The 12,732-nt window shown below is 56.6% G+C and carries 12 protein-coding genes and 4 pseudogenes; 10 read left to right on the top strand and 6 right to left on the bottom strand.

What is annotated here, in order from left to right; genetic code table 11:
- From F591_RS30745 to F591_RS28740, 3 genes and pseudogenes are all read right to left on the bottom strand, one after another.
- Positions 1-180 (bottom strand): annotated as a pseudogene (locus tag F591_RS30745) (IS1380 family transposase); the annotation flags it as partial.
- 80 nt (positions 181-260) lie between these two features.
- Entirely contained in the window at positions 261-1,115 is an 855-nt protein-coding gene (locus F591_RS28745) for a helix-turn-helix transcriptional regulator (RefSeq protein ID WP_019536766.1), read from the bottom strand.
- A gap of 40 nt (positions 1,116-1,155) precedes the next feature.
- Positions 1,156-3,407: pseudogene (locus tag F591_RS28740) on the bottom strand (ATP-binding cassette domain-containing protein).
- A gap of 321 nt (positions 3,408-3,728) precedes the next feature.
- Here F591_RS28740 and F591_RS28735 point away from each other — a divergent pair.
- Complete coding sequence (locus F591_RS28735) at positions 3,729-4,337, top strand: DUF5105 domain-containing protein (protein ID WP_019536765.1); 609 nt, start codon at positions 3,729-3,731, stop codon at positions 4,335-4,337.
- Between the two features lie 80 nt (positions 4,338-4,417).
- Here the strand turns inward: F591_RS28735 and F591_RS0121930 are convergent, their stop codons facing one another.
- From F591_RS0121930 to F591_RS33010, 3 genes and pseudogenes are all read right to left on the bottom strand, one after another.
- Entirely contained in the window at positions 4,418-4,906 is a 489-nt protein-coding gene (locus F591_RS0121930; RefSeq protein ID WP_019536764.1) for an ImmA/IrrE family metallo-endopeptidase, read from the bottom strand.
- Positions 4,907-4,910: 4 nt separating this feature from the next.
- Positions 4,911-5,021: pseudogene (locus tag F591_RS33015) on the bottom strand (helix-turn-helix domain-containing protein); the annotation flags it as partial.
- A gap of 312 nt (positions 5,022-5,333) precedes the next feature.
- Positions 5,334-5,477: pseudogene (locus F591_RS33010) on the bottom strand (helix-turn-helix domain-containing protein); the annotation flags it as partial.
- A 219-nt stretch (positions 5,478-5,696) separates the two neighbouring features.
- Between F591_RS33010 and F591_RS0121920 the strand changes: the two are divergent.
- From F591_RS0121920 to F591_RS0121880, 9 genes are all read left to right on the top strand, one after another.
- Positions 5,697-6,122 carry a hypothetical protein gene (locus tag F591_RS0121920; RefSeq protein ID WP_019536762.1) on the top strand — a complete coding sequence of 142 codons (426 nt, stop codon included), beginning with the start codon at positions 5,697-5,699 and terminating at the stop codon, positions 6,120-6,122.
- Positions 6,123-6,519: 397 nt separating this feature from the next.
- Positions 6,520-6,951 (top strand): phage tail terminator family protein, encoded by a 432-nt coding sequence (locus F591_RS0121915; protein WP_019536761.1) that lies wholly within the window; start codon positions 6,520-6,522, stop codon positions 6,949-6,951.
- The gene (locus F591_RS31690; RefSeq protein WP_019536760.1) at positions 6,944-7,117 is read left to right on the top strand and encodes a hypothetical protein; all 174 of its coding nucleotides are present in this window, start codon (positions 6,944-6,946) and stop codon (positions 7,115-7,117) included. Before F591_RS0121915 ends, F591_RS31690 begins: the two co-directional genes overlap by 8 nt.
- 3 nt (positions 7,118-7,120) lie before the next feature.
- A complete protein-coding gene (locus tag F591_RS0121905) occupies positions 7,121-8,437 on the top strand; it encodes a phage tail sheath family protein (RefSeq protein ID WP_019536759.1) in 1,317 nt (438 codons plus the stop codon).
- Position 8,438: 1 nt separating this feature from the next.
- Positions 8,439-8,903 carry a phage tail tube protein gene (locus tag F591_RS0121900; protein WP_019536758.1) on the top strand — a complete coding sequence of 155 codons (465 nt, stop codon included), beginning with the start codon at positions 8,439-8,441 and terminating at the stop codon, positions 8,901-8,903.
- Between the two features lie 40 nt (positions 8,904-8,943).
- Positions 8,944-9,366, top strand: coding sequence for a phage tail assembly chaperone (locus F591_RS0121895; RefSeq protein WP_019536757.1), 423 nt, complete (start codon positions 8,944-8,946; stop codon positions 9,364-9,366).
- 23 nt (positions 9,367-9,389) lie between these two features.
- Positions 9,390-9,569: a hypothetical protein gene (locus F591_RS0121890; protein WP_019536756.1), complete on the top strand. Its 180-nt coding sequence runs from the start codon at positions 9,390-9,392 to the stop codon at positions 9,567-9,569.
- A 50-nt stretch (positions 9,570-9,619) separates the two neighbouring features.
- Positions 9,620-11,968, top strand: a complete 2,349-nt coding sequence (locus tag F591_RS0121885) for a phage tail family protein (RefSeq protein WP_019536755.1) — start codon at positions 9,620-9,622, stop codon at positions 11,966-11,968.
- 50 nt (positions 11,969-12,018) lie between these two features.
- Positions 12,019-12,732 carry a LysM peptidoglycan-binding domain-containing protein gene (locus tag F591_RS0121880; protein WP_019536754.1) on the top strand — a complete coding sequence of 238 codons (714 nt, stop codon included), beginning with the start codon at positions 12,019-12,021 and terminating at the stop codon, positions 12,730-12,732.

Here is a 12,732-nt window from a genome sequence, read left to right as displayed (position 1 = left end):
CAGAATACGGTAAACGGGGAAGAGTGAGTTACGCGCTTTGCCGCCGGAGAGGCTGCACATCGCCTCCGGCAGTTTGATTTTTTCGAGAAAGGCCAGGAAGATTTTGATGCCACCGCAGCTCGTTGCGTTTTGTAGTGAAAATGCAGTTTTGATTTTGCTGATCGTTGTGGTAGACTTCACCTAAAAGGTGCTCCTCTCTTTGGGTGTAGTGTTCCTTGCAAACACCATTCTACCAAAGATTCGGAGCCCTTTTCATATTTTCAAGAAGCGATACTTTCGAAATTCAGGATAATATGCTGAATCGCTTGTTCTTTAGTATAGTAATGGGCGGATGTCCGAATCGTCCCGTCCGTATTCACGGTCGTGCGGTCTTCTTCGAACTCGTCTCGAACCCGGGCCTTCGCGGCGGGCTGAAAGCACAGCTCCGCTTCCAAAGCCTCCGGCGGCTTCAAATGCCGGCGGTCTTTATCCACATCCTCGATCGTCAAGCTCCGGCGCTCGAACCGCTCGGGCAGCAGCTCCAGGCTGGTCATGCGCGATACGCGAAAAACCCGCAGGGCCGAGCGCACGCGGCAGTAGCCCCAGACGTACCAGGTGCTTCGCTTCAGGTACAGGCCCATCGGCTCGATCGTCCGGTGCGTTTCCCGCCCTTCGTTGTCCATATACTCGAACTGTGCCAGGCGCGTCTCGCGGACAGCGAGTTCAAGCAGCCGTATTCTCTCTTTGACATTCCGGTTCGACGCCTGCCCGAAATCCAAGCCGAACGAGGAAGGATGCGTGGAAAATTCGGGCAGCAGGGCTCCGATCCGCTCCAGCAGCTCCGTCATGCCGGCGTTGTCCGTAGCCGTTTGAATGCCTTGAACCGCCGTGTAGATCGAAACCAATTGATCCAGTGTCAGCACCTGTTTATCAATCCGGTAGCTCGGCATAATCTCGTATCCGCCGTCGGGTCCCGGATACGAAATGACGGGGATTCCAGCCTGATTCAGCGTATCGATATCGCGATAGACGGTTCTTAGGGATACCTCGAACCGCTCCGCCAGCTCGCTTGCGCTCACCCGCTTCGGACTGCCGAGCAAGGCCATCGTGATGGACAGCAATCGATCCAGCTTCAAGCGCCATCCCCCTCTTTGTGAAAATTCAGTATCGCCGATTTTAGGCTCCGACATACCTTGCGGTAATGGAATTCGCCGCGTCCAGCATCTGCCGCGGCGTCCCTTCGAAGACGACTTGCCCTCCCCGGCTGCCGCCTTCCGGACCGAGATCGATGATCCAATCCGCCTGCCTGATGATTTCGAGATGGTGTTCGATCACAATGACGGTGCTGCCATTGTCCACCAGACGGTTCAGAATCGCAAGCAAATGGCCGACGTCCGACAGATGAAGTCCCGTCGTCGGCTCGTCCATTACATAAAGGTTCCCTTGCTTATGCAATTCACCGGCAAGCTTGACGCGCTGGCATTCTCCGCCGGATAAGGTGCTGAGCGGTTGGCCAAGCGTCAAGTAATGCAGGCCGACATCATCCATGGCCTGCAGCCGTTCGCGAATTTCCTGTTTGTCAAAAAAATCAAGCGCTTCCCGGATCGTCATGTCCAGTACGTCCGTGATGGATTTTCCCTGCCAAGTATACTCCAGCACCTCATCCTTGAAGCGGCGGCCTTCGCACGTTTCGCAGGTCGTGCGGATGCCCTCCATGAAGGCCAAATCCGTATAAATAAAGCCGAGGCCTTGGCAGTGGCGGGCAAGCGCCCTTGGAATTGAAGCTGAAGAGAGAGGCGCTTTTTCTGTTCGCATTAGCAAACAATTGACGAATATCGTCCATAATGCCCGTGTAAGTTGCGGGATTGGAGCGGATCGACGTGTGAATGGCGGATTGATCGATCACTGTCGCTTCCGGGTAGCGGGAGATAAATTCGCGATGGATGAGCGAGCTTTTCCCCGAACCCGCGACGCCGGTGACGACGGTCAGCACGCCTGTCGGGATGTTGACCGTGACGTTGTTCAAATTGTGAGCGCTCGCTCCTTCGATCTTCAAGTGCCCTTTCGGAACGCGCACGGCTTCTTTGATCGTTGACTGCCGATTCATCGATCGGCCTGTCAGCGTATCGCAGCGGTACAGCTCCTGCACGCTCCCCTCGAATACGATTTCGCCTCCCAGCGCGCCGGCATGCGGACCGACATCGACAACATGGTCGGCGATCCGGATGACGTCCGGATCATGCTCAACGACGATCACCGTGTTACCTTTGTCGCGCAGTTGTCGAAGCAGCCGGTTCAGGCGTTCGACGTCCCGCGGGTGCAGCCCGATGCTGGGTTCATCGAAAATGTATATCATATCGGTTAGACCGCTGCCGAGCTGCCGCACCATTTTAATACGTTGGGACTCGCCGCCCGACAGGGTCGCCGTTTCGCGGTTCAGGCTCAAATAATCGAGTCCCATATCGATCAGATGCTGCAGCCGTTCGGATAGGCTGGATACGATCGGAGCCGCCACCGGATGATCGACGCTCGCGATCACTTTTGCCAGATCGCCGACTTCCATCGCCGCGCATTCCGCTATGTTGTAGCCTTGAACGGTACAGCTTAACGAAGTCTGACTGAGACGCGCGCCTTTGCACAGCGGGCACTCGACTTGGGTAACAAAGCGGTTCACCTTGGCCTTCGTGCTTTCGGACAGCTCGCTGCCGTCTCTTTGAATATACAGCCGATTAAATTTAGGAACGATCCCCTCGTAATCGGACTGGATCGGCCCTCCCTTGGATGGCAGCTTGATTTTGCGGCCTTTCCCGTACAGCAGCAGCTCCCGTTCTTGATCCGAATAATCGGCCAGCTTTTTGTCGTTATCGAACAACCCTGATAACGTGTACGTCTTCAAATACCAGGAGCCGACGGAAAAGACGGGAAACAGGATCGCTCCTTCGTTCAACGACTTGGAAGGATCGATGATTTTGCTGACATCCAGCTCGATTTTTTTTGCCGATGCCTTGGCATTCGGGACACATGCCCGCCGGATCGTTAAAGGAAAAGACGTGCGAATATCCGACGAACGGCGTGCCTACGCGCGAGTAAAGCAGGTGCAGCAGGGCATAAATGTCGGTGATCGTGCCGACGGTGGAACGGGCGTTGCCCCCAAGCCGCTTCTGGTCGATCACCATGGCAGGCGAAATGTTTTCGATCGAATCCGCTTCAGGCTGCTCGTGCTTGGGCATCCGGTTGCGGATGAAGGCGGTAAGCGTTTCGCTGAGCAGCCGCTGGGCTTCGGCGCCGATCGTGTCGAACACGATCGACGATTTGCCCGACCCCGAAACTCCGGTGAACACCGTGATTTTACGTTTCGGAATGCGCAGCGTTACATTTTTTAGATTGTTTTCCCGGGCTCCCCGGATCACAATGTATTCCTGCGGCATCATGGCATCTCGCTCCCTTAAGTGATGATCATGCCTATAGTATAAATCAGCGACCCTGACAGCTTGGCTGTCAGTGTTTTTTCATCAAAAAAAGTAAATTTCGGACAAAAATCGTGAAAATCTTGAAGGATTTTACTAATATGTGTCGAATAGTTCTAAAGCACTATCATTTTTGTCGGAAAGGAGAAGGGTGGACGGGACACATCGCTATGCCGGCAGATTTATAGGCTTAAAGCCGGGGATTTGCCGGGAAACGGCCGCGATTGCAGAATCGTTCGGCTTAAGGAAACCATACTTTAGACAAGAGAAGGGGTTATTTCGTTGAAGAAGCTAACTGTCATTGTGCTGTTGTTGATGCTTGTGATGGGCTGTTCTACGGGAGGCGAGGCGCCGGAAGCGGCGGTTGAGAAGGCGCTCAAAGCGGTGAAATCGCTTGACGAGGAAACGATGAACCAATATTTTTCTCAATGGGATGGATTCGTTGGCAGCAATGCCGAAGCGCCCGCGCTGAAGGATGTCGAGGCCTTAAAGCAGATCTTCGGCAGCATCGAATATAAGATCGTTTCCGCTTCGACCGATGGCGACAAGGCAACCGTCACCACGGAGATTACGGCGCTGGATCTGAAGCCGATTTTCGGCGAATTCCTGCAGCAGTCCATCGCTCTATCGATGTCTCAGGCATTCGCCAAGGACAATCCAATGAGCGATGAGGAGCTTGAGAAGCAAATCAATCAAATGTTAATCGATCTGCTGAAGAAGGAAGACAACGCGAAGGTCACGTCCACGGTCGAGCTTTCGCTGGCCAAGCACGAGAACAGCTGGAAGATTCAGCCGAATGAAGCATTTGGCAATGCGGTATTTGGCGGCCTGAAGGAAATGACGGATGCGTTTAGCGGCATCTCAGGCGAGAATGCGCCGCAAGCGAAGTAATCCAGGTCTGCCCGATACGCATCCGATAAACGAAAAGCACCCAGGCGGGTGCTTTTTGTGTTGATAAGGCTGAGCGGCCGTCAGCCGCGGCTCTTCGTCGTCTCATCCGGCAGCATCTCCGCCACGCCAAGCGGGTCGAAGTATACGGTGTACCGGTCGTTCACGACGACGCACAGCCCGTACTTGTCCCGATAGCGGTCGATGGCCGCCTGCAGGAACGATTCGGTCACGCCCAAATATTCGGCGACCTCGTGCCGGCCTTTGGCATGCGCCTGGTACGCCTCGACGATGCACTCGAGCGGAATGAGCCGATTGTAGGCCCACTGCCTGGCGCGCAGCTCCTGTCTCCGGTTGTTCGTCTTGGTCTGGTCGAGGATGTCGCCGGCCGAAGTATGGTAATGGCCGAGCTCTTCCGCGAGGATGCATGTCTTCTCTGCCGAGGTGGAGATCGCCTTGTTGATCCAGATCGTATCGTCGCTGTACAGTCCCTTGATCCTCGGAACCATTCGAACCTCATATGTGCTGACCCCGCAGCGGGAAGCGTCCCTCAGCAGATTCTCATATAACATACCGTCACCTCTGTTGTCTCTTGGAACGGATAAACTCCTTGAACCGCCTGATCTCTTCCAACTCCTCTTCGGTCCAGTCCTCGCCGTCGTGATGCGCCGCGATCGTCTCGGGCTCGCGGGAGATCTCCGCAGCGCCTTCGTCGGACCTGAACCTGCCCGCTGCAGCTGCTGCATTGCCGTATGCGCCGGCCTCCTGCCTTGCCAGCGCCGAAGCGAGCTCCTCCGGGCTTAAGCGCAGCGCTGCCGCCAACTGCGAGACGATGCCGCCCGGCCCTTCGTCCGCGGAGCCAGGCGTGATGGCGTCCAATCGCTGCAAGTCGGACAGCGGTATCGCTGTCTGTTCGGACAACTGCTCGATCGTCAGACCGAGCTCCTCCAGACGCTGCTGAACGATAGCTTCGAACGATTTGCCCAGAAGATAGTCGAGCGGCTTATGGAAATAGTCGGCGATCGCCTCCAGCGCCCCGACCTGGGGGTCCTTCGTTCGCCCGTTAATGATCTGGGTGAGCGTCGTATAAGGAATGCCGGTGTCCTTGGACAGCTTGTACCGGCTGACGCCGCTGGCCTTCATTAACGTCTCGATTTGCCTGGAGATACTCATCGAATACCCTCCATGTGTCTTTGTAGCGTTATATTAACTCAATAGCGTTAGCTTCGTCAAGAAATATACAGAATGGTTGAGAGAAAATGGGATTATATAACTAATTATAGATATAAATATGGTTGAATATAACTCTAATGAGTGATATTCTTTCTTCCAAGACACTTAACTGCGAATGGAGAGGTTGCCATGACAACGATCAAGCTGAGGAAAGGCACATTCAAGCACATCGAATCCGAGCTGTACGAATATGCGGATACGAAGAAAGAAATCGAGCTGCTGCGAAATGAAATGTTGTATGGCGGCAAATATGCAGATGAGGACGCCGCGGACGGCAGCGGCCATCTTCCCGGCCCTGCTCCTGCCCGAACCGCTGTCCTGCTGGCCGGCCACAAGCGGCTGGAGCATCTGGAAAGCCTGATTCAGGCCATTGACAGCGTCGTCGAGCGGCTGTCCCCCGAACGGCAGCAGCTGATTCGGCTGAAGTATTGGACAAGGTCGCAGCCGCTTGCCTGGGACGGCATTGCGCAGCGGCTCAATGTCAGCACCCGGACCGCTCTGCGCTGGAGAGACGAGATCATCTACGCGATTGCCGACAAGCTCGGATGGACGTAAGGTTGACACTTTCTTGTTACTTTTGGCGCCATTTTCCGTGTTATATTGATATCGTCAAAGAAATGGATCACAGAGGAAGTCGTCCGAACAGCGGGCGGCTTTTTTCGTTGCGCCGTGCGGGCGAAGCGGTGATCAGCGCTGGCGTGTCCCGTTCATGAAGCGGACAAGGCATGCGCGGCGCCGCTGTTTTGCAGGGCTGGGGTGTGATCCTGACTTTGATTTGTTAAATGCAAACTTCGGGTCGGAGGTGATGCCGGCAATCAGCTTGTAAAGCCAGACTGCGGCCAGGAGAGCATGGATGGCTCCATGCGGTCCGGGGGCAGGCCGCAGGCGGCGCGGTCCGCGCGTTCTATCGGGCCGATGACGATTCGCGAGGAAAGGGTGATGACAGCTGGGGATGACAGTCAGCGATGTCCGCAGCGGAGTGATGGACAAGCTGCGCACGCTGTTTCCGGATGTGCCGGTGACAGGCGGAGACATCGCGCAGGACGGAGAGCAGGCCGCGATTTCCGTCAAGCTGGTGTCGACGGCGCAGCGGCAGCTGATGGGGCGAAGGTACCGCCGCACTTATTCGTTTGCGATTCGGTACTTTGATCCGCCCATGACCGACGAGCTGCTGCACGATGCTGCGGAGCGGCTGTACAGCGGGCTGGAACGCATTGCCGTTCCCGGAGCAGGATTCGTTCGGGGGACGGGGATGAGGCATGAGATTGCCGCAAGCGCGCTGCATTTTTTTATCGATATTCACTGCCACATCTTCCGCACGCCGGAGAGCGAGGCAACGAAGATGCGGACACTGAAGCAAAGGGGACATTTCACCAATGGCTAAAAAAGAAACAAAGCCCGAAGGGCATACGAAGGAGCAGCTCATCCATTCGCACAAATACGCTGCGTATCGGGATGTTCTGAATGCGCTGCTGGATGCAGGCGCAACGTATACGGCCGCACAGGTCGACAAAATGCTGGAAGCTTTTTTGAACAAGGAGGCGCATTAAACAGTGGCAGGCGGAACATTTACAACTCAAAATAAAGTACGTCCAGGCGTGTACATCAACTTTGAAAGCGAAGGGCAGTCGCTTGGCGCGCAGGGCGAACGAGGCACTGCGGCGATCGCCCTCTCGCTGCCGTGGGGACTTCCCAAGACGATGCAGGCGATTCAGGCCGGCGACGACGTGTTCGGGAAGTTCGGATACGATATCACGGCCCCGCAGCTGCTGCTTGTCAAGGAAGCGCTGAAGCGGGCCAAAACGCTGCTCGTGTACCGGCTGAACAGCGGAACGAAAGCGGCGGCGACCGTCGGGGCGCTGACGGCAACGGCCAAATGCGGCGGCGTGCGCGGGAACGACCTGAAGATCGTCATCGCCGCGAATGTCGACGACGAAGCGAAGTTTGATGTCACGACGCTGCTCGGCGGCGCCCAGGTCGACCGGCAGACGGTCGCTGACATCTCCGAGCTGAGCGCGAGCGACTGGATTGAATGGTCCGGTTCGGGTCAGCTTGAGGCAACGGCTGGCGCGGCCTTGACCGGCGGAGCCGACGGCACGGTGACCAACCAGGATCACCTCGATTTTCTGGCGGCGCTGGAGCTGCACGAATTCCACACCGTCGCTTACGCCGGCACCGACGCCGCGCTGAAGGGCGTATACGCGGCTTTTGCCAGACGGCTGCGCGACGACGAAGGCCGGAAAATTCAGGCGGTCGTCGAGAATTATCCGGAGGCCGATTACGAGGGCGTCATCTCTGTCAAGAACGGCGTCGTGCTCGCTGACGGGACGGTGCTGTCGGCGGCGCAGGCGACGGCCTGGACGGCAGCGGCGACCGCAGCCGCAGCGGTCAACGAATCGCTGACCTATGCGGCTTACGACGATGCGGTCGACGTCAACCCGCGCTATTCGAATGCGCAGATCACGGCGGCGCTGGCGAACGGGGAATTTCTGTTTACGCTGAACAAAGGCCGGGCGATCGTGGAGCAGGATATCAACACGTTCAAGAGCTTCACGCCGGCCAAGGGCAAGCATTTCCGCAAAAACCGCGCGCTGCGGGCGCTGGACGGTCTTGCCAACGACTGGAAGGCGACCTTCGAGGCGTACTACATCGGCAAGGTCGACAACAACGCCGACGGCCGCAGCCTGTTCCGCAAGGAATGCGTGAAGCTGGCCGAGACGTATCAGGCGATCAATGCGATTCAGAACTTCGACGGGCAGAACGATCTGCGGGTGAACCAGGGCGAAGAAGCCGACACCGTATTCGTGGACGGCTGGATTCAGCCGGTCGATGCGATCGAGAAAATCTACATGAAAGTGAGAGTGCGCTAAGATGGGTTTCCTTAAAGCAGGCGACATTATTTCCGGCCAGGAAGGCCGGGCTTATGCGACGATCGACGGAATCAATTACGAGATGTTCTATATCCGCAACATTCGGGCGACCGCCGAAAAGCAAAAGAACGAGATCCGCACGCTCGGCAAGCGGGGCGTGCAGCGGAAGGTGGTCGGCTGGAGCGGCACGGGCAGTATGACGATCTACTACGTCACGTCCAAATTCCGCCAGCTGATGTACGATTACATCAAAACGGGCGTTGATACGTATTTCGATATCACGATTGTAAACGAAGATCCCGGCTCGTCGGTCGGCAAGCAGGTAGTTACGCTGATCGGCGTCAATCTGGACAGCGTCGTCATGGCCGCGCTCGATACCGAAGCGGACGAGCTTGACGAGGAATGCGATTTCACTTGGGAAGATATCGAGATCGATTCGCTCTTTAACGATCCGGTGCTTGGTTAACACGAGCATATCAAAATTTATCGAACGGAGGATTTCATCCATGAGTGACTTGAGCTTGTTTTTTGCCGGCAGCGCCCTCGCGCCGCAAACGGAGGATTTCGTCGTATCCGAACGGTTCAAAGATAAGGAGGGCAGGCCGATTCCTTGGCAGGTCAGGCCGATCTCCGAGGAGGAGAACGATGCGATCCGCACTTCCGCGACCCGCAAGGTCAAAGGGAAGAACGGCGTGCTGGTGCCGGAGACGAATTACGGCGAATATTTGGCCAAGCTCGCGGCCGCCTGCGTCGTGTTCCCCAACCTGAACGACGCCGAGCTGCAGAAGTCGTACGGCGTGCGCGGCGCGGATACGCTGATCCGCAAAATGCTGCTGTCCGGCGAATACGCCAACCTGGTGGCCAAAATCCAGGAAATCAACGGCTTCGACAAGGATATCAACGAATTGGCCGACGAAGTAAAAAACTGATCGAAGCGGGCGACGGAGAGGCAGTGTACGCCTATTACGCCCTCAACGAGTACCACCTGATGCCGTGGGAGTTCGCCGAACTGCCCCGGCGCAGGAAAGCGGCATTGATCGGGATGATCCGCGCCCGCATCGACGCGGAGAAGCAGCATAAGCGCCAGATGGCCTCGGCTCGGGGAAGCAAGCGAGGGCGGCGCGGCAAATAAAGCGCCCTTCCCGGGGCGCTTTATTTTTCAAGGAAAGGAGGGAAAAGGACTTGACGACGATCGAGACTTCGCTGCAGCAGTTCCTGGCCTTGTCCAGCATGCTGCAGACGATCACGCAAAAGACGAGGACCGTCACGGTCACGATGGAGCAAATGCAGGAAGCGGCGGAAAAAGGCGCGCAGGCCGACCGGAAGAGACTTGCGAAAAAAATCGAAATTGTCGAGAGCGAGACGAATATTTCCCAGGCCTTATTCCAGGCCATCGCCCTGCAAAAAATGTTCAACAAAACAGTGGAGCAGGGCGGCAGCGCGGCCGACAAGCTGAAGGGCAAGCTGCAAAACGCGACAATCGCTGCCGCGAATAACAATCCAGACTGCAAGCCAGCCTGCAGACCGCCTTGCAAGCCGGACAACAATGCGCCCAACCGCGCAGCGAGCAATGCGGCCAACCATGCAGCAAGCAATGCGGCCAACCGAGCGGCAAGCAATGTGCCCGCCAATCCGGCGGCAGGGCAAGCGGGAAACGTCATCGCAGCAGCCGCAGCGGTTACGTCCGGCAACAATGCGGCAGGGAAAAGCGGAGGAGCGGCCGACAAGCTGCTCGGTCAAATGCAAAATGCCGCCTCTTCCGCATTCGACTTGGCCAAAAAGGCGTGGGACATGTCGATCAGCGGCGCCATGAAGCAGCAGCAGATGATCGACGCCCTCTCGGCAAGGGCCGGCAGCGGGGAAGTCGGCGGCGCCATCTTCGATCAAATCTCGGAGCAGGCTCTGAAATTCGGTCAAAATGTTGATCAGGCGCTCTCCGGCGCGATGTCCTTCATGTCGCATACGGCCGATCCGCAGCAGCTCTCTGAGCTCAGCAAGCTGTCCATGCGGTTGGCCAAGCTGAACCCGTCGCAAGGATTGACCGGCGCAGCCGACAGCATGAACGCGCTGATGTCCGGAGATGCGTCGGCGATCGCGAAAAACTTCAGCATGAACGCCGCCCAGGTGCAGCATAGCGATGCGTTCAAGGCTGCCAAAGCCGGAGACATGGACGGATTTATCAAGGGGTTGGACGAGCTGCTGAACCAGCGGAATATGACGGAGGAAGCGTTCGAAAGCATGCTCGACAATCCGGCGGCGCAGTGGCAGCGGGTGACGGAGACGTTCAAATTCCGCATGGCCCAGGCCGGACAGGGGGCTCTCGCCGCGCTTGAGCCGCTCACCAGCTTCCTGATCGAATCGTTCGAATCCGGCAGGTTCGATCCGTTCTTCAAGATGCTCAGCGCCGGATTCACCATCGTATCCAGCGTGTTGTATGGCGTCGCTCAGGCAGCGCTGTACTTCTTTGAACTCGCCGTTCAGTATTGGCCGATCATCGCCACGATCCTGCTCACGATTGCAGGAATTCTGGTTGCGCAAGTGATGACGTCCATCATCTCGACGGCTGCAGCGTTTCTAATGATGTATTGGCCGGTGCTGCTGATCGTTGCCGGGATTATGCTGCTTGTGATGGGGGCCATGCAATTGGGCGTTACGTTCGACCAGGTCATCGGTTTTGTCGTCGGATTGTTTTATTCGCTGTTTGCTTATGTTATAAACATTGTCGCTTCTTTGTGGAATATCATTTTGGCTTTTGCGGAGTTTTTGCGCAATATTTTCATCGACCCCGTATACGCCATTCAGAAGCTGGTTTATGACCTGAAGATGAACTTCTTCGAGGCTTTGTACGCTATGACCCGTTCTGTCGAAGATTTTGCCGGCGATTTTATGAAGGTGATTCTGAACTCGATCAACGGAGCGCTCGGCTTCTTCAACAAGCTGGTTGAAGCAGTCAATGATATTTTCGGCACGAATTACGAGCCGGTAAGCCTCCTTGACGAGAACAATGTGAATGCGATCAGCGACAAAATCAAAGAACACATAGAGCAGATGGAAGAACCGACCTCCAGCAAGCATACCGTCGATCTTTCTCACATGAAAATGGGTTTTCAAAACATTTCAGACGCGTTCAACACCGGCTTCGATACGGGCAAAGGAATCGTCGACAAGGCGAACAAGGCGATGAGCGGGAGCGGGTTTTCCTCGTTCAAGGATAAGCTGGCCGGCGCAGGCGCGGGCTTCCCGAACGGCATGGGCAGCCATCCCGGCATGGGAATTGCCGCCAGGAGCGCCCCGGGCGGGGGCGTTTCCCCGATGAACGATTCCGTCGAGGCGTACGAGGAGGATGTGAAGCTGATGCGCGATCTCGCCGAGATGAAGGCGGTTCAAAACTATGTGACCTTGACGCCGACCGTGCAGGTGACGACGGGGCCGATTTCCAACGAAGTCGACGTGAACGAGCTGATTCGCAAAATCGAAAGCGTCATGAACCAGGAAATCGACGCGAACGTCCAAGGCATCTACGGTGTCTAGTCCGCGATGTCTGCAAGCGTCTTATTTTGTACAGAAAGGGCGGATAGCGTATGGAGGAGGAAATCAGGCCGTATACGATGACCATGAGCTGGAACAACGGAGCGGAAGGCTGGTATTTTCCGGTGCTTCCCGAGAAAATGACCGTCAAGCGCAGCGGCGCCGGCAAAGACTACAGCATCGTCAAGACCGGCAAAATTCATACGATCGAAAAGCCCGAGCTGCTGACGATCAGCTTCGACAGCGTGTTTCCGGCGAACAAGGACCCCTATGTTATAGAGAAGTACCGGAGGAGCCCGCTCCCGCTCGATCCGCAAAAGCATGTGCGCGACATCGAGCGCTGGATGCACAGCGGCTATCCGATCCGCTTCGTCTATGCCGGCAGCAAGACCGATCAAGCGAGCGTGGTGTCCTTGCCGATGACGATCGAATCGTTCGAGCGCTGGGAGGAGGGGGGCTCGCCGGGCGATATTTTTTTCTCGCTAACGCTTAAGGAATATGTGTTCTACTCGGCCAAGCGGATTGTTGCGGTGACGGAAAACGGCGAGACGGTGCTGCAGCCGGAGCCGCCCGCCCGTCCGGACGAACGGGTGCCGAATGAGACATACACCGTCAGGCCCGGCGATTACCTTTACAAGATCGCGCGGATGGAGCTCGGCGACTCGAGCCGGTGGCGCGAAATTCAGCAGCTCAACGGGATCAGCGACGCCGAATTAGACAAATTGCAGATCGGCCGCGTCCTGCGGCTGCCGCCCAAGACGAGGTGA

The sequence above is a fragment of the Paenibacillus ginsengihumi DSM 21568 genome, assembly GCF_000380965.1.
Taxonomy (GTDB): domain Bacteria; phylum Bacillota; class Bacilli; order Paenibacillales; family NBRC-103111; genus Paenibacillus_G; species Paenibacillus_G ginsengihumi.
This window is presented reverse-complemented; position numbering and strand designations above follow the sequence as displayed.